General features: G+C 40.8%; 20 protein-coding genes. 8 read left to right on the forward strand and 12 right to left on the reverse strand.

The window, feature by feature from the left end:
• The first annotated feature begins 43 nt into the window (after window positions 1-43).
• Complete coding sequence (locus FUA25_RS07265; protein WP_147756231.1) at window positions 44-2,596, forward strand: choice-of-anchor L domain-containing protein; 2,553 nt, start codon at window positions 44-46, stop codon at window positions 2,594-2,596.
• 76 nt (window positions 2,597-2,672) lie between these two features.
• On the opposite strand, the gene rsmA is transcribed toward FUA25_RS07265, so the two are convergent.
• Window positions 2,673-3,443 (reverse strand): 16S rRNA (adenine(1518)-N(6)/adenine(1519)-N(6))-dimethyltransferase RsmA, encoded by a 771-nt coding sequence (gene rsmA, locus FUA25_RS07270; RefSeq protein WP_147756232.1) that lies wholly within the window; start codon window positions 3,441-3,443, stop codon window positions 2,673-2,675.
• A gap of 107 nt (window positions 3,444-3,550) precedes the next feature.
• Between rsmA and FUA25_RS07275 the strand changes: the two genes are divergently transcribed.
• From FUA25_RS07275 to rluF, 5 genes are read left to right on the forward strand one after another with little or no spacing between them, the layout of a single operon-like run.
• Window positions 3,551-4,450, forward strand: a complete 900-nt coding sequence (locus FUA25_RS07275; protein WP_147756233.1) for a cell division protein FtsX — start codon at window positions 3,551-3,553, stop codon at window positions 4,448-4,450.
• 2 nt (window positions 4,451-4,452) lie between these two features.
• The gene (locus tag FUA25_RS07280) at window positions 4,453-4,752 is read left to right on the forward strand and encodes a DUF3098 domain-containing protein (RefSeq protein WP_147756234.1); all 300 of its coding nucleotides are present in this window, start codon (window positions 4,453-4,455) and stop codon (window positions 4,750-4,752) included.
• A gap of 43 nt (window positions 4,753-4,795) precedes the next feature.
• A complete protein-coding gene (locus FUA25_RS07285; protein WP_147756235.1) occupies window positions 4,796-5,611 on the forward strand; it encodes an undecaprenyl-diphosphate phosphatase in 816 nt (271 codons plus the stop codon).
• Between the two features lie 5 nt (window positions 5,612-5,616).
• Window positions 5,617-6,318, forward strand: coding sequence for a tRNA pseudouridine(55) synthase TruB (gene truB / locus FUA25_RS07290; RefSeq protein WP_147756236.1), 702 nt, complete (start codon window positions 5,617-5,619; stop codon window positions 6,316-6,318).
• A gap of 29 nt (window positions 6,319-6,347) precedes the next feature.
• Window positions 6,348-7,070, forward strand: a complete 723-nt coding sequence (gene rluF, locus FUA25_RS07295) for a 23S rRNA pseudouridine(2604) synthase RluF (protein ID WP_147756237.1) — start codon at window positions 6,348-6,350, stop codon at window positions 7,068-7,070.
• On the opposite strand, the gene FUA25_RS07300 is transcribed toward rluF, so the two are convergent.
• From FUA25_RS07300 to FUA25_RS07310, 3 genes are all read right to left on the reverse strand, one after another.
• Window positions 7,067-8,419 (reverse strand): helix-hairpin-helix domain-containing protein, encoded by a 1,353-nt coding sequence (locus FUA25_RS07300; RefSeq protein WP_147756238.1) that lies wholly within the window; start codon window positions 8,417-8,419, stop codon window positions 7,067-7,069. The two genes, rluF and FUA25_RS07300, sit on opposite strands and share 4 nt — an antisense overlap.
• Before the next feature lie 75 nt (window positions 8,420-8,494).
• Window positions 8,495-8,839, reverse strand: a complete 345-nt coding sequence (locus tag FUA25_RS07305; protein WP_147756239.1) for a MerR family transcriptional regulator — start codon at window positions 8,837-8,839, stop codon at window positions 8,495-8,497.
• Between the two features lie 69 nt (window positions 8,840-8,908).
• Complete coding sequence (locus tag FUA25_RS07310; protein ID WP_147756240.1) at window positions 8,909-10,216, reverse strand: DEAD/DEAH box helicase; 1,308 nt, start codon at window positions 10,214-10,216, stop codon at window positions 8,909-8,911.
• Between the two features lie 214 nt (window positions 10,217-10,430).
• On the opposite strand from FUA25_RS07310, the gene rpsA reads away from it, so the two are divergent.
• Together rpsA and FUA25_RS07320 are read left to right on the forward strand one after the other, a co-directional pair.
• Window positions 10,431-12,230, forward strand: a complete 1,800-nt coding sequence (gene rpsA / locus FUA25_RS07315; RefSeq protein ID WP_147756241.1) for a 30S ribosomal protein S1 — start codon at window positions 10,431-10,433, stop codon at window positions 12,228-12,230.
• Between the two features lie 99 nt (window positions 12,231-12,329).
• Window positions 12,330-14,918 (forward strand): T9SS-dependent M36 family metallopeptidase, encoded by a 2,589-nt coding sequence (locus FUA25_RS07320; protein WP_147756242.1) that lies wholly within the window; start codon window positions 12,330-12,332, stop codon window positions 14,916-14,918.
• Window positions 14,919-15,017: 99 nt separating this feature from the next.
• On the opposite strand, the gene FUA25_RS07325 is transcribed toward FUA25_RS07320, so the two are convergent.
• The 8 genes from FUA25_RS07325 to FUA25_RS07360 all read right to left on the reverse strand — a co-directional run bounded on the left by FUA25_RS07325 (window position 15,018) and on the right by FUA25_RS07360 (window position 22,332).
• Window positions 15,018-16,409 carry an arginine decarboxylase gene (locus FUA25_RS07325; RefSeq protein ID WP_147756243.1) on the reverse strand — a complete coding sequence of 464 codons (1,392 nt, stop codon included), beginning with the start codon at window positions 16,407-16,409 and terminating at the stop codon, window positions 15,018-15,020.
• Window positions 16,410-16,595: 186 nt separating this feature from the next.
• The gene (locus tag FUA25_RS07330) at window positions 16,596-17,213 is read right to left on the reverse strand and encodes a thiamine diphosphokinase (RefSeq protein WP_147756244.1); all 618 of its coding nucleotides are present in this window, start codon (window positions 17,211-17,213) and stop codon (window positions 16,596-16,598) included.
• On the reverse strand, window positions 17,210-17,869 hold the full coding sequence (locus tag FUA25_RS07335; RefSeq protein ID WP_147756245.1) for a hypothetical protein: 660 nt from the start codon (window positions 17,867-17,869) through the stop codon (window positions 17,210-17,212). The genes FUA25_RS07330 and FUA25_RS07335 overlap by 4 nt, the downstream gene beginning before the upstream one ends.
• Window positions 17,870-17,875: 6 nt before the next feature.
• Window positions 17,876-18,463, reverse strand: a complete 588-nt coding sequence (locus FUA25_RS07340) for a cob(I)yrinic acid a,c-diamide adenosyltransferase (RefSeq protein ID WP_147756246.1) — start codon at window positions 18,461-18,463, stop codon at window positions 17,876-17,878.
• A 45-nt stretch (window positions 18,464-18,508) separates the two neighbouring features.
• Window positions 18,509-19,231, reverse strand: a complete 723-nt coding sequence (locus tag FUA25_RS07345; protein WP_147756247.1) for a methyltransferase family protein — start codon at window positions 19,229-19,231, stop codon at window positions 18,509-18,511.
• Entirely contained in the window at window positions 19,231-19,971 is a 741-nt protein-coding gene (cmoA, locus tag FUA25_RS07350; protein ID WP_147756248.1) for a carboxy-S-adenosyl-L-methionine synthase CmoA, read from the reverse strand. The genes FUA25_RS07345 and cmoA overlap by 1 nt, the downstream gene beginning before the upstream one ends.
• Before the next feature lie 50 nt (window positions 19,972-20,021).
• Window positions 20,022-20,594 (reverse strand): hypothetical protein, encoded by a 573-nt coding sequence (locus FUA25_RS07355; RefSeq protein ID WP_147756249.1) that lies wholly within the window; start codon window positions 20,592-20,594, stop codon window positions 20,022-20,024.
• A gap of 10 nt (window positions 20,595-20,604) precedes the next feature.
• Window positions 20,605-22,332 (reverse strand): ABC transporter ATP-binding protein, encoded by a 1,728-nt coding sequence (locus FUA25_RS07360; protein WP_147756343.1) that lies wholly within the window; start codon window positions 22,330-22,332, stop codon window positions 20,605-20,607.
• Between the last annotated feature and the right edge of the window lie 285 nt (window positions 22,333-22,617).

Raw genomic sequence — 22,617 nt, forward strand, 5'->3', positions numbered from 1 at the left:
AGAATATCGACTAAAAAATTATTTTAAATGTATTTCAGTAGTAATGATGTTTTTGTTTGCTGCTGCTTTATCCGGTCAAAGCAGACCGCCAGCTGCTAAAATTATTCCTCCAAATGCCAAAGCAGGGGATTATATTGATGTGAATGTTCCGACTTATCCCGAGTCTGCTTTTACCCCAACACAGTTGGTTACTGATGTCCTAGTAGGAAGTTCTCCGCAGTGTGGCACTCCTAATATTTCAAATGTGAGTATTACACCCAATCAGGTTGCGAGTAATAATAACCGGTTTTGGGGTTATTTTAACAAATCAACTTCTCAGTTTCCTTTTGCGGAAGGAATCATACTGTCTACAGGATATGCACGGAGGGGCGGTAATGCCGCCGAAAGTGGAGTATTGGGTGACCAAACCGGAACAAACAGTGATCCTGATCTTGTGCAGGCAATTAATACAACTGCGACACTTAATGATGCAGTGGTACTAGAGTTTGATTTTGTTCCTTCGAGCACGCAAATGAAGTTTAAGTACATCTTTGCATCGGAAGAATATACCGGCGGATTTCCATGCTTGGGTTACGATGATGCCTTTGCATTGCTTTTGAAACCTGTTGGTGGAACGTATACCAATCTAGCGGTGCTTCCTGCAGGAGCGGGTCCTGTTACCGCCACAAATATTGTTCCTGCGAGTTTTACCTGCGGTCCCATAAATGCACAATATTTTGGCTCTATAGCACCTAATCAGACTAATTATTACGGACGTACTATTCCATTAGTGGCAGAGGCTACAGTAGTTCCGGGGCAGACTTACCACATCAAAATGGTTTTGGCTGACGCCCGAGATAACGGTTACGATTCTGCGGTTTTTCTGGAAGCAGGATCCTTTGATATCGGTGTACAGATTTTAAGTCCTGCCGGAGTGGCTTTGCCGCCTTCTATTAATATGTGCGACAATACGCCACAGTCCCTTACAGCTTCAGTACAAACGCCAGGTGCCACTTATCAGTGGTTTAACGGAACCGCTGCCATTCCGGGTGCTACTGCGGCGACGTATGTTGCAACACAGCCGGGTGTTTATACCGTTGAGGTTACGGTTCCAGGCAATCAATGTCCGGGATCTGCTTCAGTAACTATCATAGGTGGAACTTCCCCGACAGTTCAGAATGCCACTTTAACAGCGTGTTATGCACCGGGAAATGCTACCTTTAATTTAACCAATGCACAACCAGCTATTACTTCAACAAACGGGGTGAGTTTTTCTTACTACGTAAACCAGGCTGATGCCATTGCCGGTAATTCAAATACTATAGCAACTCCTACTGCTTTTTCAAGCGCTGGAAATCAAATAATATATGTGGTGGTAAAATCCGGTTTCTGTTCTAAAATTGCCCAGCTTCAATTGGTGAAAGCTGCTCAGATGACGGCCACTATTGCTCCTCCGACTCCGATCACCTGTACCAATCCTCAAATTGTCCTCAATGCACAAAGCTCGGTTTATCCTGCCGGCTCAACGTTTTTATGGACTGCTTCTGCAGGAGGATACGTGGTTTCTGGAGGAAATACATTAACCCCGACAGTTAACTCAGCGGGAACTTATACTTTAACCATCGTTAAAACGTACCAACCGGGAAATATCGCCTGTACTGTGACAGCGGCTGTAAATGTAACAACCGATTTGGTAAAACCGAATACTTCCGTTACTGCACCTAAGATGACCATCTGTAACGGCGAATCCGTCATGCTTATTGCAGCCGGCGGCCCCAATTATATTTGGCAGAACATTGCCGGAACAGGAAATACACAAACGGTTTCTCCGACGGTTACTACAACTTATACGGTAACTGCGGTGGGTGCAAATGGATGCGCTGATGATACTCCAGCAACGATCACCATTAATGTTATTCCTGCGATTACTTCTACCCTAACAGGAGGGCAGATTTGTCCAGGTGATGAAATTATTTTGGATGCCGGAACGGGAACCAATTACACTTACCTCTGGAGTACGGGTGATACCACTCAAACCATTGTAGCTGATACCCCTGGAACCTACACGGTGACCATCAACAATGGAGTGTGTACTAAATCATTCTCTACCAATGTGGTTCAGGCGATTGTTCCTGAAGTGATCAATGTTATTTTCGAAAACAATACACTCACCCTTACCGCAAGCAACCCAAGCAGTGGTGTTCTGGAATATTCAATAGACGGAGGCGTTACATGGCAGTCTTCAAATGTTTTCACGAACGTGATGAACAATGTAAATATTGTTATTAAAGTTAAAGTAAAAAACACCAGTTGTGTAGGAAGTTTAGAGTATTTCACATTCAATATGACAAATGTTATTACTCCGAACGGCGATGGGATAAATGACGAGATTGATGTTTCCGGAGTGAGCCGCTACAAAAATTTCGGTGGAAATATCTTCGACCGTTACGGTAAGATTATCCAGAAACTGGATAAAACCAAAACGAACTGGGACGGAAGATTCCAGGGGAGATCACTTCCTACTGCAACCTATTGGTATCAGTTGAACTGGGAAGATCCGGCCAATAAATCCACAGTGGTTAAAACAGGTTGGATTATGCTGAAAAACAGAGAATAGTTATTTTTCAAATTAAAGAAGAAGAGTCCGGTATTGTACCGGACTCTTTTTTTATAATCACTCTAATAATTGATTTTCAGCTGTGTTCTTTCCAGAGTTTTGTAAAAGTAATAAAATCAGCAACCGAAAGTTCTTCGGCTCTCTTATCCATAAATTCATGGTTTTGTAAAGCTTCTGGAATGTTGAGGATCTTCAGCGCATTCGACAGTTTCTTGCGCCTTTGGTTGAAACCGGTCTTTACAATCTGCTTGAATAAAACTTCATTACCCGCCAAACCTTCCTTTGGATTCCGGGTCAGTCTGATAACACCTGATTTCACCTTTGGAGGCGGATTAAACACGTTTTCGTGGACGGTAAAGAGATACGTAACATCATAATATGCCTGCACCAAAACTGAAAGAATGCCGTATTCCTTCGTTCGCGGAACTGCTGCAGTTCTCTCGGCAACTTCCTTCTGAAACATGCCTACCATTTCCGGAACCTGTTTATAATAGTCAATGATTTTAAAAAGAATTTGCGAAGAAATATTGTAAGGGAAATTTCCGATGACCGCTACCTGGTCCTCAAAGTTTTCATAAAGGTCGATTTTAAGGAAATCACCGCTGAAATGCTTCTCTTCGAGTTTTGAGAAATGCTTTTTCAGATACTCGATAGATTCCTGATCGATTTCGGCAACATAAAGTTCCACTTCTTTTTCCAGAAGATACTTCGTGAGTACACCCATTCCGGGTCCAATTTCCAGCACTTTATCATAATTCCCGAAGCTCAGTCCGTCTACAATATCTCTGGCAATATTCTCGTCTTTTAAGAAATGCTGGCCCAGATGTTTTTTTGCTCTTACACTCATGAAGTCCTGATCAGGAGATTCTAATTATATTTTTTTAACATGCATTTTCCCTGATTCACGGCAAATTTCGGAAGATTTTTTCTAATTTAGCAGAAAATTTTTATTTGATGGCAAAAACTGTGGATGATTTTAACCAAAGGCGACTCAGATCCAGCAATATTACTGTGGTAATCTCGATTGCTCTGGTGTTGTTTCTGTTAGGTTTAATGGGGCTTATCCTCATCAATGCCCAGAAATATTCCGATTACATCAAGGAACAGCTTGTGGTAAACGCTTATTTTGATGAGAATTACGATGCGAAGGATTCTTTGAAGATTCTAAAACAGGAACAGGAAGCCTTTAAAAAAATTGAAACATTGAAGTCGGTTAAAAAAGCCACCTATATTTCCCGTGAAATGGCTTCAAAAGAGGCCAAAGCAAGCATGGGAATCGACAGTGACGCACTCTTTGAAGAGAATATCTTTCCTGCTTCTGTAGAAGTGGCCCTTAAACCGGAATATGTAGATCCGGAAAAAATTGATCTTGCGATTGCCGAACTCAAATCCGTTCCCGGGATCGTAGATGTAAAAAACAACAGCACCTTAATGGTGGAAGTGTACAACAACCTGAACAGGATCCTGAAGTGGATTTTAGGCTTCTCGCTGCTGTTCCTCATTTTGGCGGTCGTGCTCATCAACAATTCCATCAGGCTGAAAATATTTTCTAAACGTTTCATCATCAAAACCATGCAGCTGGTGGGAGCAAAACGCCGGTTCATCCTCATGCCTTTCATTAAGGAAGCCATGATTCTCGGGGTGATTGGCGCGGTTTTAGGCCTTCTTGTACTGTTTGGCGCGTGGTATTATTTTATTACCGAAATCGGAACACCTTTTGCGCAGGACAATAACAAACTTATTCTGCTGATTGTCGGAATTTTCCTGCTGGGCGTTTTAATTACCGTGATCAGCACAATTTTTGCCACGTGGCGTTTTCTTCGTTCTAATGTTGATGATTTATATTATTCTTAAAAATGGCAAAAAAAACAGCTCAATTTTCTGCAGACCGTTTCGGCGCTGCAAAAGAAGTTCCTCAGGAAAAAAGTTTTTATTTTGGGAAGGATAATTACAGATTCATGCTCATCGGTCTGGCGCTGATAGTTGTCGGATTTTTACTGATGATGGGCCCTGATGCCAATACGGTTGACGGAAAGTACGATCCCAATTCCTGGAACGAAGGCATTTTCTCTGTCAGAAGGATACGGATAGCACCTTTTCTGGTGATTGCCGGTTTCGCAGTAGAAGTATATGCCATTCTTAAAAGAAATAAGTAGCTCACCCAGACGTATCGTCTTTAACCCTACCACTATAAAATAAATGGATTTATTCAGAGCAATTTTTATTGCCATTATCGAGGGGCTAACGGAATATTTACCGGTTTCTTCCACAGCACATATGATTTTTATGAGTTCGATTTTCGGCATTCAGGAAGATGAATTTGTAAAAATGTTCCAGGTTTCCATCCAGTTTGGGGCTATTTTGGCGGTGGTTTTTCTGTATTGGAAAAAATTCTTCGATTTTAAAAATATAAATTTTTATCTCAAACTTGCTGTTGCAGTAGTTCCGGCCTTGGTTTTGGGGAAACTCTTCGATGATAAAATTGAATCCGTTCTCGGCGATCCGGTTCCGATTGCAATTGTTTTGATTTTGGGAGGAGTGGTTTTACTGTTTATCGATAAACTTTTCAAAATCCATAATGTGGATGATGAAAAAGACATTACTTATAAAAGTGCAATTATTATTGGTTTTTGGCAGTGTCTGGCGATGATGCCGGGAACAAGCCGTAGTGCAGCTTCCATCATCGGTGGAATGCAGCAGAAACTCACCCGGAAAGCTGCCGCCGAATTTTCATTTTTTCTGGCGGTACCTACCATGTTGGCAGTGACTGTTTATTCCATTTTTTTAAAGGACTGGAATCATAAAGGAGTAGACCAGAAAGGCTACGAAATGCTTATGCAGGGCGACAATCTCATGTATTTTTTGATTGGAAATCTAGTCGCATTTGTGGTGGCGGTCCTCGCGATTAAATTCTTTATCGGCGTTTTAATGAAGTATGGTTTTAAGCCGTGGGGTTGGTACAGAATTATTGTCGGGATTATTTTGCTGATTTACTTTACGCAGTTTGCAAAATAAGAAAAATGACAGCTGAAGATCTTCTTTCCGGGCAGGTTATTTTACTCGACAAACCTTTGGACTGGACCAGTTTTCAGGCAGTGAACAAACTCAAGTATAAACTGAAAAGCGAATTCGGGCTTCCAAAGAAATTCAAGATTGGCCATGCCGGAACATTGGACCCGAGGGCAACAGGTTTACTCATCATCTGCACCGGAAAATTTACAAAGAAAATTTCTGAAATTCAGGATGCGCCGAAAGAGTATTTAACGGAAATTAAAATCGGGGTGCAGACCGAATCTTACGATACCGAAAAACCGGAAATGCTTCATCGGGATTTTTCCCATATTTCTGAAGAAAACATCAGCGAAGCTTTAAAAAATTTTTTAGGAGTAATCGACCAGAAACCGCCCGTTTTTTCTGCCATCAGGATTGATGGACAGCGCGCTTACGATCTGGCAAGGAAAGGCCAGGAAGTGGAAATGAAATTCCGGAAAACAACGGTTCATTATATTACAGATGTTGAAATCGATTTGCCCTTCGTCCGTTTTACCGTTGGCTGTTCAAAAGGAACCTACATCCGGAGTCTTGCGCACGATATCGGTCAGGAGCTGGGAGTGGGTGCTTATCTTACCAATTTAAGAAGGACCAAAATCGGAGAATATTCGGTTGAAAATGCTTCAGCTGAACTGCTGGAAAATGAATTCCGGTTTTCCGAAAATCAATAAATAATTAAGTCAATACCGGCTTTTATCAAATGGAAAAAACCCGCATCAATAAATACCTTTCCGAAATCGGTTTCTGCTCCCGCAGGGAAGCCGACAGGCTTCTGGAGCAGGGCAGGATCACCGTAAACGGGACGGTGCCTGAAATGGGCACGAAAGTTTCCGAAGAAGATGAAATCCTTGTCGATGGCGTCTCCATTAAAAAAAATGAAGAAGAACACGTGTACATTGCCTTCAACAAGCCGGTTGGAATTGTATGCACGACCGATACCAAGAGAGAAAGAGACAATATCATCGACTTCATCAATCACCCGAAAAGGATTTTTCCGGTTGGAAGGCTTGACAAACCGAGTGAAGGGCTGATTTTACTTACTTCAGACGGAGATATCGTCAATAAAATCCTGCGCGCCAGAAATAATCACGAAAAGGAATACATTGTTCGTATCGACAGGCCTATTACACCACAGTTTCTGCATAAAATGCGCAACGGAGTTCCCATTCTCGATACTGTTACCAAAAAATGTGAAGTGGACCAGATCGACGCGCTTTCTTTCCGCATCGTCTTGACCCAGGGTTTAAACCGACAGATCCGCAGAATGTGCGAATATTTGGGCTACGAAGTTAAAAAACTGAAACGCATCAGGATCATGAACATCAAACTGGATCTGCCGGTCGGAAAGTGGCGCGACCTGACCACAGAAGAAATGAAGGAACTGGATCAGCTTTTGGAAGATTCTGCCAAAACGGTTGATTAGTTTTTCAGGTAAAGCCGCATCCTGGCTTCATATTCAGGTTTCAGTTTTAAAAATTTCCAGATTTTTTTCTCATCGGGATTTGAGGTTCGGTAATAAATGATTTTATCGGCCGAATATTTAAAGTAAGGATGGTTCTGAAGCCATTCCGCCGGCGCATCCACCAAAGTGTATTTCTGAACTTTTGAATCATCCAAAAAAGCAGTAGAAATTAATTTCTGCGCCAAATCCTTGTCGATATCATAGGTTTCTACGATTTGCTTCGTGTTTACAAACCCGCCCAGTTTTTTGCGGAAACCGATCATCATTCCCGCGCTTTTTTCATCGAAGCCAAATTCAATCAGCTGTCGGTAAGTGATCTGGTTCAAATCAACTTTAGAAAAATCGGTTTTAACGGCGTTTTCCGCCAGTTTTGATGAACTTTCTGGGGTCGTTTTCTTCATCGTTTCCACATTCAGCCGGATAAACGGTTTCAGTTCCTCAAATTTTTCCTCTGAGATCACAAAACAGTTTTTAATGTCTTCCAGAGATTTAAAACTCCCTTTTAAATTCCGTTCGCGGTAATTGAGAATCACCTGTGTCTGCTTTTCTGAAAACCCAAGCGCTTTCCAGTCTTCGGCCCCGATTACATTTGGGTCGAAAACCTGATACGTGATCTTTTCTTTTTCAGGATAACTGTATTTCGTAAAAGCCGGTCTCGCCTGAACCGGTGCTTTTTCAGGAAGGAGTAAATACGGCGCCATCTGACGGAAATTTTCTTCGCTGATGACAAAACATTCACTGAATTTTTCTTTGCTAAGAAAACTTCCGCCGAGATAATTTTTATACTTGATAATTGCTGCTGCCTGCTTTTCTGAAAAGCCCATCTTTTCAAAATCAACTGCAGAAAAATGGTCGGGATTAAATTTTCCCGGAATTTGCAGACGGGTTTTCCGTTCTTTTTGATAATTTCCAAAAGAGGAAGAGTAGTAAGCCTTATTTCCAGTTGAAGTTTCCGGCAGTAAAAGATAAGGCTCCATTTCCGAAAATTTTTCTTCGGAAATCACATAGCATTTCTTCAGTTCTGCTTTTGAGGAGAAATTTCCGCCCAGAAGATCTTTGTATTTCAGAATCGTGGCGGCCTGCTTTTCCGAGAAACCCATTTCCATCCACTGGGTCTGTTCCAGATCGTTCGGATTGAATTTCGTGAAGGCTTTTTGATTTTTTTCTACAAAATGAAGTGCAGTAGGGGGAGTGTTTTGGGCGGTCGAATCATTTCTGTAATAAAAAAGGGCTGCTACAATAATGATTCCCGCGGCTGAGAAAGCAAGAAAGTACTTTTTGCTGTCTGTAAACTTAAGTTTTGATTTCATCTCTTTAGTCTTACAGGTGAATTGATGCAAGCTAAATTCAGGAAAAGATAAAAATCATCCTCTTGAGGAAAAAACTCAGGTTTCGTTTTTTTCGACCAGAGAATCTTTTAATTTCAATAATTCAGCTTTTACAAATTGAAGTCGGTCAATCATGCTGATGGTTTCAGAAATTTTGGAGTTGGTGGTGAGTGCCACTCGGGCTCCATCCAGGGTATACCCTTTTTCCTTGACCAGGTGATAAATCATTTTCAGATTTTTAATGTCTTCCGGAGTAAAATACCGGTTTCCTTTTTTGTTCTTTTTGGGTCTGATGATGGGAAATTCCTGCTCCCAATAACGTATCAATGAGGCGTTTACGTCGAAAGCTTTCGCTACTTCGCCGATGGAGTAATAGAGTTTGTCTGGTAAATTAAGATTCATTTTGAAAATAGTGCAGAAACAAAATTACATAAAAATTGGATGTAAAAACACAAATGTTTGTGTTAAAAATTAATAGGCAATTTCGATTTTCAGTTTTTTGTTTTTGAGTCTCTCGTTCTCGAGTTTTTTTAGCAGCGGAACTACTTTCTGACGGTTCACCGCGACATAAGAGGTGGTGTCTTTAACTTCAATCAGGCCGATATCGTCTTTGTCCAGACCTCCTTTTTTAATGAGAAATCCAACAATATCCACTTTGTTCACCTTGTCTTTTTTTCCGGCGCTGATGTAGACCGTTAGGTTCGGTGTTTTTTCAGGAATTTTGTATTTGCCCGTGAGGCTTTCTTCCGGCGTGTTGTTTTTTATGAAAGGGAATTTTTCATCCTCAGTCATGATGAGATAAACAAAACCTTTTGCATTCATTCGTGCAGTTCGGCCGTTCCGGTGGATGAAGGCATCTTCTTTCGGCGGCAGCTGGTAATGCACAATGGATTCCACTTCAGCAATGTCGAGACCGCGCGATGCCAAATCGGTCGTGATGAGAATTTTTGAAGAATCATTTCTGAATTTGAGCAGTGCGCGTTCGCGTTCGTCCTGTTCCATTCCGCCGTGAAACGTTTCACGGGAAATCCCTTTTTCGCGCAAAAGTTCAGAAATACGGTCCACCGCATCGCGGTGATTGCAGAAAATCAGGCATCTTTTGTTGCCGATTTTGCAGAGCAGATTAAAAAGTGTGTCGAGTTTTTCTTCAGAAGTCGTCATGACTTTCCGGAGCTGCAGATCCGGTTTGGATTCATGAACTCTCAGAAAATCTACGGTTTCAGGGCTTTTCATGCCGGTAAATTTTGGAATTTCCGGCATTGCTGTTGCTGAAGTCAGAATTCTTTGGGAAAGATTCTCCATGGAACTGATGATGAAATCCATATCATCGTGGAAGCCGAATTCCAGGGCCTTATCGAATTCGTCCAAAACCATTGTTTCAATGGAATCCGGATCGAAATTGTCATTTTTTAAATGATAGGCAATTCTTCCGGGCGTTCCGATAAGCACGGCAGGAGCCTGCGTGAGGTTATTCACTTCAATTTTTTTGTCATGACCGCCGTAGCAGACCGTTACTTTGAAGTCGGTACCCATCGATTTGAAAACCTGCTCGATCTGTAAAGCCAGTTCGCGCGACGGCGCCAGAACGATGGCCTGAATCCCGGAAACATCCCGCCGCAAATTCCGCAGCACAGGAAATAAAAAACCCAAGGTTTTTCCCGACCCTGTCGGAGACAAAAGGATGAGGTCTTTGCCTGTTGATGTGGCTTTGTACGCGGATTTCTGCATCTGATTCATATCCTGAATCTGCAGATTTTCATAAACTGACTGTAATTCCATGTTGCAAAGTTAAGCCAAAGGCGGTAAAAATGAATTTATTTCTGTATAAATCCTGACATATAGTTCAGTATTTGAAAATAAATCAGTATTTTTGCACCACTTTTTGTGGGAGCATTTGGCGAGGTTAAAATCTTAACAATTAACATCTTCCGTATTTTTCAACAGCCACATTCAGCCAAAATTTGAAAAAGAAGGAATACAAATTATTTTTATTATGTCAGAAACGACAACAAAAGAAGAGGTTCTTATGAACCAGAACGTAGCACCTGAACAGTTTGACTGGGATTCTTTCGAATCAGGTCTTGATGCAGATGCAAGAAAAGAAAAAAGCGATTTAGAAGAAATCTACAACGGTTCACTGAACAACCTTCAGGACAATGATGTTCTTGTTGGTAGAGTAGTGAGATTAACCGATAAAGAAGCGATCGTTGACATCAACTTCAAATCTGAAGGGGTAATTTCTCTTAACGAATTCCGTTACAACCAGGGTCTTGCTGTAGGCGATGAAGTTGAAGTAATGGTAGACAGAAGAGAAGACAAATCAGGTCAGCTTCAGTTGTCTCACAAAAAAGCAAGAACGCTTAAAGCTTGGGACAGAGTAAACGAACTTCATGAAACTGGAGAAATCGTTAACGGTTTTGTTAAATCAAGAACCAAAGGTGGTATGATTGTAGACGTTCACGGTATTGAAGCATTTTTACCGGGATCACAAATCGATGTGAAGCCAATTAAAGATTACGATCAGTTTGTTGGAAAAACAATGGAATTCAAAGTTGTGAAAATCAACCCGGAATTCAAAAACGTTGTTGTTTCGCACAAAGCGTTGATCGAAGCAGATCTTGAAGGTCAGAAAAGAGAAATCATCGGTCAGTTAGAAAAAGGACAGGTTCTTGAAGGAACTGTTAAAAATATTACTTCTTACGGGGTATTCGTAGATTTAGGTGGTGTTGATGGATTAATCCACATTACAGACCTTTCTTGGAGCCGTGTGAACCATCCTTCAGAAATTCTGGAAGACGGACAGACTGTAAAAGTGGTAATCCTTGATTTCGATGACGAGAAAACAAGAATCCAGTTAGGTATGAAACAATTGGAAGCTCATCCTTGGGATGCACTTTCAGCAGACCTTAAAATTGGTGATAAAGTAAAAGGAAAAGTAGTTGTTCTTGCTGACTATGGTGCATTCGTTGAGGTTGCTCCTGGTGTTGAAGGACTGATCCACGTTTCTGAAATGTCTTGGTCAACTCATTTAAGAAGTGCAGGTGATTTCGTGAAAGTTGGTGATGAAGTGGAAGCAGAAGTATTGACTTTGGACAGAGAAGACAGAAAAATCTCTTTGGGAATCAAGCAACTGAGCAAAGATCCATGGGAAAATATCGAAACCAAATATCCAATCGGTTCTACGCACACAGGAACGGTAAGAAACTTTACCAACTTCGGTGTATTTGTTGAATTGGAAGAAGGAATTGACGGTCTTGTTTATATTTCAGACCTTTCTTGGACGAAGAAAATCAAACACCCATCAGAATTCTGTGCAGTTGGAGACAAACTTGAGGTAATTGTTCTTGAATTGGATACCAATGCAAGAAGACTTTCCTTAGGTCACAAACAGTTGCAGGAAAATCCTTGGGATAAATTTGAAACCAAATATGCTGAAGGAACGGTACACGCCGGAACTGCAACAGAAGTATTCGACAAAGGAGCTCAGGTTCAGTTCGAGGATGCTGAAGTAGAAGCATTCTGCCCTTCAAGATTATTGGAGAAAGAAGACGGATCCAAAATTAAAAAAGGTGAAGCTGCTGATTTCAAAGTAATCGAATTCAACAAAGAATTCAAAAGAGTAGTGGTTTCCCATACAGGAATCTTCAGAGATGAAGAGAAGAAAAATATGAGAGAATCATCAGGATCTAACAAACCGGCAGGAAGCAGTTCAGGCAACGAAGAGAAATCTACGCTTGGAGACCTTGACGTTTTGGCAGAACTGAAAAAGAAAATGGAAGGAGGCGGAAACTAATCCCTAACATTTCTTTTATAAATAACGCATCACTTCGGTGATGCGTTTTTTTATTCTCTAAAATTAAATGATATTTGCACCAAATAGTTTAAAAATTTAATGAAAAATATAAAATTACCTGTTCTTGCGGTGGTATTTGCTCTTTTCACTTCAGCCAGTCTATTTTCTCAGGAGAACGAGAGATTAATTAAAGATTATATCTCAGCTGGCAAAGCTTTAAAACTTCAAAAATCTGATCTCACTGATTTTACTGTTATCAATGTTGATGCATCAAAATCGTTAAACGCGGATGTTGTTAAAATTCAGCAGAGTTTCAACGGTTTGCCCATTTACGGTGCGGTAGCAACAGTGGTGATCAAGGACCGTAAAGTATCGTATTTTAAGGATAACTTCCAGAACAGTTATGTAAACGCTTCTGCCAGAATTGCAGGCTTGGATAAGAAATCGGCGTTCAGCAAATTGCTGCAAAACCTTTCGCTATACAGTCTTAAAAATTATCCTGTTTTAGAATTTAACGACGCTGATCCTGAAAATGCTTTGGCTGCCAAACAAAGGCTTGTTTATGCCAAAATCAATGGGAATTTGGTTCTCAGTTACGAATTTCTGGTTCCGGAAGAAAAAACAAATCATTACTGGAATGTTTTGGTAGACGCCAATAGCGGTGCTGTTCTCAGTAAAATAGATTTAAATCTGTCCTGTAATTTTAATCATAATGCGTACACGCAGGTATATCCTGAGGGTCACAAAATCGTTGATCACAATGAACCTCTGCTGAATATTCCGGAAGATAATAAAGCCGCCCAATCCTTACTGGTTCCGGACAATGCCTCTTACAATGTTTTCCAGCTTCCAATCGAGGCACCGAGTTTTGGTTCCCGGACCATGGTTTCAAATCCATGGATTGTTGCTTCATCTCCTGAAGGATGGCATTTTAACGGCACTACGCATTACACCATTACCCGCGGAAATAATGTATTTGCTTACGAAGACAGAGATGCCAATAATATTGCCGGATCGGGCTCTTCGCCTGATGGCGGTGCAGCCAGGAATTTTAATTTTCCTTACAATTCTGCATCAACACCGTTTAACAGCTTATCTGCCGCTACAACCAACTTGTTTTATATTAACAACAAGGTACACGATATCTTTTATAAATTCGGCTTTAATGAATCGGCCAGAAATTTCCAACAGACCAATTTTGGTTTTGGAGGTTTAGGGAATGATTATGTGAATGCCGAGTCGCAGGACAGAGGCGGTTATAACAACGCAAATTTTGCAACTCCGGCGGATGGCAGCCGGCCAAGGATGCAAATGTATCTGTGGCAAGCTTCGTCACGGCGTTTCTGGTATAATGCTCCTTCTGCTGCGGTTTCCAGGGTTCCTACAGCCGGAACTTCAGATTTCGGAGATGAACTCGATGATATAGGAGTAACTGGAGATGTTGCCTTATCTCCGGTTTTGTTGGGCTGTTCGGCTTTGCCTGCGGGATCCTTAACGGGAAAAATTGGTCTTATTGAAAGAGGAACATGTACTTTCACAGAAAAAGTAAAAAATGCACAGAATGCGGGTGCAATTGCCGCCATTATTTATAATAATACTGGTGGAGCTGCACTTACATCAATGAACGGTACTGATAACACCATAACCATCCCTTCTGTTATTATTAATAATGCTGAAGGGGAATATATTAAGACCCAATTGAGCGGCACAGTGAATGTCACATTGAAACGGGATATCAGATATGACGGAAGCTTCGACAACGGAATAGTTGCTCACGAATATGGTCATGGAATATCGAACAGGAATACCGGCGACGGATATACCTGTCTTTCCTCTTCAAGTTCAAAAGAACAGATGGGCGAAGGCTGGTCAGATTTCTTCGCTTTAATGTTAACCAATAAACCGGGGGATAATGCTTCTGTAGCCAGAGGTATTGGTACCTATGCTATTGGACAGGCCAACTCGGGTTCAGGAATCAGACCTGCAAAATATTCGCCGCTTTTTACGGTGAATGATTATACGTATAACGATACCAATGGAATGGAATACGACGATGGATCCGGAACAATGGTGCCGGATGTTCATTCCATAGGATTTGTCTGGGCCACTATATTATGGGATCTGCATTGGAATTTTGTTCAAAAATACGGATACACTGCTGACGTCAGTACAAACACTACAAGCGGAAGCAGCAGGGTTTTACAGCTCGTTACCGATGCTTTAAAACTTCAGCCCTGCAACCCTGATTTTGTGACTGGAAGAGATGCTGTTTTAGCAGCCGAATTACTGGCAACAGGCGGAGCAGACCGCTGTATGATTTGGAGGACTTTTGCAAAAAGAGGCGTGGGTTTAAATGCTTCTGCAGGTTCCGCAACTGATATTAATGATCAGTTGGCTGATTTTACCGTACCTGCAGAATGTTTCTTGGCTACGGAGGAAGGTACTGCAAATGCTGGAATTTCAATTTATCCGAATCCGGCTAAAAATGAATTCTCTATAAAATTACCTTCCAAAACATTGGGCAAAGTGAAAGTGGATATTTATGATGCATCCGGAAAACTGGTTGCTTACCAAACCATGAGCGGTAAAGAATCAATATCTACCCAAAATTTACCGAATGGGGTTTATGTGGTAAAAATCAAAGGAATAAATGTTGATTATTCAAGCAAACTGATGATCCGGAAGTAATTTCCTGTAACATACAAAAAAAACTCCGTCTTCATTGAAGACGGAGTTTTTGTTTATCAGCTCAGGCTTTTTGTTTGATTTAAATGTATTTGACCGACATTAATATCCCAAAAGTTTCAGGACTTCCTCAGGCTGCTGCTCTTCTCGGAAAACTTCATAAGTGAAATTCCCCTCTTCATCTTTGTCGATGAGGATATGCTTTGGTTGTGGCATCAGACAGTGATGAACGCCGCCGTAACCTCCGATTGTTTCCTGATACGCACCGGTGTGGAAAAATCCGATATAAAGCGGCTTTGTGTCGCTGAAAACAGGCAGATAGATTGCATTAGTGTGCTGTTCAGAATTGTAATAATCATCGGAATCGCAAGTTAAACCTCCCAAAAAGACTCTTTCATAAGTATCTTCCCAACGGTTCAGCGGAAGCATGATGAAATGGCGTGAAATCGCCCATGTATCAGGTAATGTGGTCATGAAAGATGAATCGATCATATTCCATTTTTCCCGGTCGTTCTGACGTTTTTGGGAAATGATTTTATAAAGATGGCCGCCGCTTTCGCCAACGGTAAAACTCCCGAATTCGGTGTAGATATTTGGTTCTTCAACGCCTTCTTCTTCACAGAATTTCTTGATCTGCGACACGATCTCGTTTACCATATACTGGTAATCGTAGTCGAAATTCAAAGATGTCTTGATCGGAAAACCGCCGCCGATATTCAGGGAATCCACTTCTGGGGCAATTTTTTTCAGTCGTGCGTAAACACGCAGACATTTATACAGTTCATTCCAGTAATACGCGGTATCCTTGATTCCGGTGTTGATGAAAAAGTGGAGCATTTTCAGCCTCGCATTCGGATGTTCCGCAATTTTTTGGCTGTAATACGGGATAATGTCTTTATAGCCGATCCCCAATCTGGACGTATAAAATTCAAATTTCGGTTCCTCTTCAGAGGCGATCCGGATTCCGATGTTGAAGGTGGAATCAATGCTTTCTGTAAGTTTATCGAGTTCCCGGTAATTATCAAGGATTGGCGTGATGTTTTCGAATCCGCTGTTGATCAGGTCTGAAATTTTTGCCAGATAATCATCGGTCTTAAAACCGTTGCAGATGACTTCCACCGTTTTGTCGAATTTCCCTTTGTCATAAAGCGATTTCACAATGTCCATATCATAAGCCGAAGATGTTTCCAGAGAGATGTCATTTTTCAGGGCTTCTTCAAGAACGAAAGCAAAATGGCTCGATTTGGTACAGTAGCAGTAACGGTACCCTTTTTTATAGTCGTTTTTTTCGATTGCTTCCTTGAACCATGCTTTTGCACGCTGAATGTTCGTGGAGATTTTCGGCAGATAATTAAATTTCAAAGGCGTTCCAAACTGTTCCACCACCTCCATTAAAGGGATATCGTGAAATTGTAATGTATTTTCCGCGACGTTGAATTCTTCGGTCGGGAAATACAGAGTCTGGTCAATAAGTTCTGAATATTTAATTTTCATGTTTTCGTGCTCGTGTTACGGTTCGGAATGCAAATTTGGTAAAAAAAGTTGGTTTTAAAGGTAAAAATTTTTGTTAATGGCAGTTACGGCGCTTCATTAATACTCAATTCAAAATGCATTGCATAATGAGTGAAATTCCGCATTTCTTGAAGAAGTTTCCGAGAATTTTTCAACGTCCGGCTTTTTTCATTGATGCGAGATAAAAACAACGAGATCGCCACTTTCATAACCGATCACCACCGTTTCTTCCGCAGCAAAATTCCGGGTTCCGATTTTTTGGGTAAGTTGAAGGTTTTCACTGTTCAGCGGCCATTTTAAACCTGAAGTAGTAATGTTTCCGGCTGTGGGAAAAGGAAAAAGTGAAATGATTTTACCTTTTGCCTGTTCCAGGACCAAATGTTTCGGCGCAAAATAATAGGTGAAAAATTCATCAACGAAGGTGATGTCCATGTCACCTTTAAATAGAAAAGCAACCGTCAGATTTCCGAGAAAATGATCCATTTCGCCGCCGCTACCGCCATATACATCCACTTTTTTAAAGCCTTTTTCTTTAATGATTTCCAAAGATTTCTGGAAATCGGTTTTATCCTGATCTGGGGTGTAAATAAATTTTTCTTTGTAAATATTTTCGTCGGCACCTGAATGAGAATCAAAGTCACCAGAGATAAAATCGAGCCGCTCAAAAGGAAAATTTTTCTCTTTCAGATAATGAAAAGCCCCGTCAGAACACGCGATAAGGTCATAATCTTCTGTTTCCGGAAGATTTTGGGGCGGAATTCCGTTGATGAAAAGAAGGGCTTTCAATTTTGTTCTTTCGGTTTAGTTCTTATTGTCGTATCGCCGAATTCCTTCTTTAAATTTCTTTCCAATAATTTAATTTGACTGAAATTTATATGGAGTACCTTCTTGCTTTTGATGTTTACATTTTGTAAGAGCCAAACATTCTCATTATTTTTTCCATCAAAAATAATATCAACTCGTACAACTAAACCTGTCGGCAGCTTAGGAGGATCAATAATGCCATATACTTTATTAAGAAACGAAGTATTATTTATTTTTGAATTTTCGTCCACAAAAATTAACATCTTATACTCGGGTAAATCTATAATATATTTTCTCGCCTTATATCTGCCAACCTCAAAAAAATCTTTAGTAGAATGGATTTTTATATATCTTGCACCGGGACGACTGTACAAAAATGATTCAGAATAATCTATTTTATTAGATTTAATAATAATATTATAGCTGTCATTTTCTACAAAAATTCTATTGGAATCTCTTTCAGAAATTAGATATAAATCTTTATGATCATTTGATATAGATAAACTAATTATTTCTGGTTTTTCATAGGAATTGCGATAATATTGATATTTTATTTCAAAAGGAAACCTTACTTCACTTTGTGAATAACAATTGATTACGAGTAAACAAAAAAATAAAAGTGTTAGCCCCTTTTTCATAATTTGTTACTTCTGTAGCTTATTTGTCCTATCGTTCGGATTCCAGTATTCTTCCTTTTCACCGTTTATTTTTGAAATATACCGGGCCAAAACAAAAAGGTAATCGGATAGTCTGTTGAGATATTTGATGAGTTCGGGTCGTACTTCTTCGGTTTCATTCAGAAAAACCATGCTTCGTTCTGCTCTTCTGCATACGGTCCGACAGATATGGAGTGATGTGGCGGCTTTGCCGCCACCCGGAAGAATGAAAAACTGCAAAGGTTCCAGATCCTTTTCAAAATCATCCATCCAGTTCTCAAGCTCTTCGATTTCGGTTTCAGAAATCATCAGCGTTAACCGCGATTTTCCGTTGGCCAAAGTAAGTTTGTCTGCGGGAGTGGCAGATTCTGAACCAACGGTAAACAGATCAAACTGAATTTTTTTCAGTTGGCTGAGAACTTTTTCATCGGTGATTTCACATTTTGCAGAACCGATGAAAGAATTCAGTTCGTCGATATTTCCATAGGATTCAACCCGTGCAGAGGCTTTGGAAACCCGTGTTCCGCCGTAAAGAGCGGTCTCGCCTTTGTCGCCGGTCTTGGTATAGATTTTCATGAATAATATTAAAAATTAAAAGAAGAGAACGATGAGCAAATTTCTTTACTCAGTCCATTTTTTTGTTTTTTTCATATACCGTACGCTGACATAATAAATTGCAAAGACCACAACTGACATGATCGCGAGCATATTTCTTAAATTATGATCGTCGTGAGTGAAATGCGGATATTTGAAAAGCAGAATAAGGGCGATTCCGCAAAGCCAAATAAACTGCGTGTTGTATTCTTTGATCAGCCATCTTCTCCATTTGAAATCCATGGTAGAAAATGTTTTACCGATTCCGGAAAGGTTCGGAAACCAGCGGTGAACATTTTTAGTGTATTCATTAAATCCGTCGCCAAATTTCTGTCTGAGAAAATTTTCTTCCGCCAAAACAATGCACTGATAAATAAATAGGAAAATGGGCATTACAATGCCGACAAAATACAGTGAATTGGCCAAAATCCCCACTCCCAACAGCATCAGGATATTCCCAACGTAAAGCGGATTCCGGACGTGGCTGAAAATCCCTTCTGTCACGAGACCGTCTGCGTAGACTTTTTTGTCTTTTCCGCCTCTCACGATATAGGCCAAACCGATGGTTCCTCCGCGGATGATCTGTCCGGTAACCGTTATCAAAAGTCCCAAAACAATCGGAATCCAGTAATAATGGCGGCCAAATGTGTCTTCACCGAAAAGTGGAGGAGAAGGAAGAAAAAGCAGCAGATAAAGCAGAATAAAAAGCTGATTTCTGTATTTAAAGAAAAAATTACCGATCTGTATCATTATATTTTTTTTGCGATGATTCCTGTAAAATTGTACCATTTAAAGAATACTTCAGTCTCTTCGAAACCGGCTTCTTTCAGCATGTTTAAATTTTCGCTTAACTTATAAGGGATTAAAACATTTTCCAGCGCTTCTCTTTTCTGAGAAATTTCGAGCTCACTGTAATTGTTCCTTCTTTTGAATTCGTAGTAATAATCAATAAAACTGCGGTTGAAGGATTTTTCTTCCGTCAGAATTTTTTCAATTAAAATGAAAACGCCGCCTTTGTTCATTCCTTCGTAGATTTTTCTTACGATCTCAAGACGGTGAATGGGGCGGATGAACTGAAGAACCAGCACCATCATAACGACAGAGGCATTTTCAACAGGTACTTCTTCCGTTAAATCTGCCACTTTCAAATCGATTTCTCGGTGCAGTTTAAAGCGGTCGAGTTTTTCGCGGCATTTAATGATCATTTCTTCCGAATCATCAATTCCTACGAATTTGATTTCGGGATCAACAGTTTTGTCCATTAAAATCATCGTGGTCCCGGTGGAGCATCCCAAATCATATACAAGCGAGTCTTTTTTGGCAAAATCCTTCACCAGTTCACTCGTCATTCGCTGCATTTCGTCGTAATACGGAACCGACCGGCTTACCATATCATCAAAAACGCCTGCAACCTTATCGTTGAATTCAAAATCATTCAGGTGGCTGAGTTTTTCGCGGAAAACCTCGTCATTTTTATCTGTTTTGGGCATGATTTATTTTTTTATCAAATATAAACATTTGATCAGCATTTCATTGGAAATTATTTCTGAATTTCGACAAATTGGTAGACCATGCCGTTTTTCGGACTTACGATTATGGTGCTTTTGTTGGGGAATCTCCTGAGCTGGTAATATTCCATGGTTTTATCATTTTTAAGGTCCTGCAGAAAACCTGAACTTACGACGCTTTCAGGCAGGAATTTTTCTACAAAACTTATTTTTTCGATGATGTTTTCGCCACTGATTTTCTGTGCGTTCTGATCAGATTTTCCCTCATTTGTTGTGGTCTGTTTTTCAAGAAAGGAAATGAGTACCGCGGGATCGGCTTTGTATTTAAAGAAATAAGCCGGACTGCCGTTCGGGAACTGCAGCTTTTTCCCGCTGAATTCTTCAATCTTGACGGCATCAGCGCCGGGAAAAACCGCACTGAACTCAGCGTTTTCTGTTTTTGTAATGGAATTGATGGAATTGCTGATGGTTTCGTTCACCGTTTCCTGAGCTTTCTGTTTGGCCGTTTCAGTGGTTTTTGTCACTACTTCGTTTATTTTTTCTTCCACTTTGGTGCAGGAAACCAAAAGTGCTGTTGCGCTGAATATCAGGATGTATTTTTTCATTTTTATTTAATTAATTTTCCCGGTACGAACTCATAAGTTTGTCAAGATTCAGGCTTCTGGCTGAAGCATCGAAGATTTCGCGGTACATTCCCTGCATCTGCATCAGTTCATCGTGCGTTCCGTTTTCCACGACTTCGCCTTTTTTCATGACATAGATCGCGTCACTGTCGAGAATCTGGGATAATGAATGCGAAATAATGATAACGGTTCTGCCTTCTTTTATTGCGTCAAGCGAATTCTTGATCTGTTCGGTGGCAATGGCATCAAGACTTGCAGTAGGTTCATCAAGGAAAATAATGGGCGGATTTTTGAGAAATAACCGTGCAATGGCAATCCGCTGCTGCTGTCCGCCGGAAAGCTGTGTGGCATCGTGCAGATACTTTTCCGGAAGATCCAGAATCTGGTCGTGCAGGTACGCTTTTTTTGCCGCGGTTTCAATTTCTTCGAAAGTGGCGTTCATGTTTCCGTAGCGGATGTTGTCCTCAATACTCCCCTGGAAAATATGGTTTTTTTGCAGTACCAAACCGATGTCATTCCGGAGGAAAGAATTTTCATACTCGTTAAGACTGATCCCATCCAAAAGAATTTCACCGGAATCGGGGAGATAGAATTTACAGAGCAGATTGATGACCGTTGATTTTCCGGCGCCGCTCAAACCGACTAAAGCCGTTGTTTTGCCGTTTTCGATGAGCATTGAAACATTGTTGAGCGCTTTTGTGCCGTTTGGATACGAAAAATCAACATTTTTAAGTTCAAACGTACCGTTGATGTTTTTTTCAATAAGATTTCCGTTCGGTTCCGTTTCTTCATCCGCATTTAAAATGTCAAAATAGCCTTCCGCATAAATAAAGGCGTCATTCATATCGTCATAAATGCGGTGAAGCTGTCGGATGGGAGACGAAACATTGTTGAAAAGCATGATGTGAAGCATGATCGCGCCAATCGTCATCTGCTGGTCCAGAACAAGATAAACCGTGAGCAATATAATCAGTACCACGCCGAACTGTTCGATGAATGTTTTAAGCCCGTCATAAATAAAATTCGTTCTGCGCGTAAAAAGCTGACTTTCCATGAGCTGCATCTGCAGGTCATACTGTTTTTTGCCTTCAAACTTTTCGCGAACGAAACTTTTGATGACCATGATTGAATTGATGAGGTTCAGCAGCCCCGAAGTCTTCTGTTCCCGCTGATTTCTTAAAGTCCGTCGCACTCCGGAAAGTTTTCTGGCCTGCAAAGAACTCACATAAAAATAAACCGGAACCACAACAGTGGAAACCAAACCAACATACACATTCTGCATGTACATGATGACCAGTGCGATGATGGCATTCGAAAAAAGCGGTAAAATATCGATGAAAAAATTCTGGACGAGTTTCGTCAGGCTTTCAATTCCACGGTCGATGCGGATCTGAAGTTTACCGGTTTCGTGGTTTTCGTCATTGAAATAGGCAATCCGGTAGCGCAGGATTTTATCGATCGCCGATTGGGCCAGAACCGAACTCACGCTGATCCTGATTTTTTCGCCGTAAAATTTCTGCCCGAACTGAATGAAGATATTGGCAAGTTCCTTTCCCAGTAAAATGGCGGTGATGATAACGAGAACATGAATTCCTTCCGACATCGGATCGGGAAGTTGGGTGAGTTCCGTTACTTCATCCACCGTATATTTCAGAACAAGCGGATTGACCTGCGCCGCGAGTGCCCCAAGAAATGTGAGGAAAAGCGTGCCGTAAATCATGCGCCGGTAAGGCGTAATGAAGGGCCGCAACTGTTTGTAAATACTTATTAAATTGGTAGTTCGCGTAAAGGCTTTCGGCATTTTTTCGGAGAATTGAAAAGGGATTTAGTTTTCAATGCTGTAATTTAACAAAAATTCGACCAAAAAACTTTATGCTTCGTAATGATACGTTGTTAAATAATGCAGTTCAGGCTTCGCAGCAACTTTCGAATCCGATTCTGCGAGTTCCGATGGGTAGGTTGAAGTGATCTCTTTCTTCTGAAAAAGGAAAGAATTGTTCGCGTT

This window comes from Chryseobacterium sp., assembly GCF_008014695.1.
Classification (GTDB): domain Bacteria; phylum Bacteroidota; class Bacteroidia; order Flavobacteriales; family Weeksellaceae; genus Kaistella.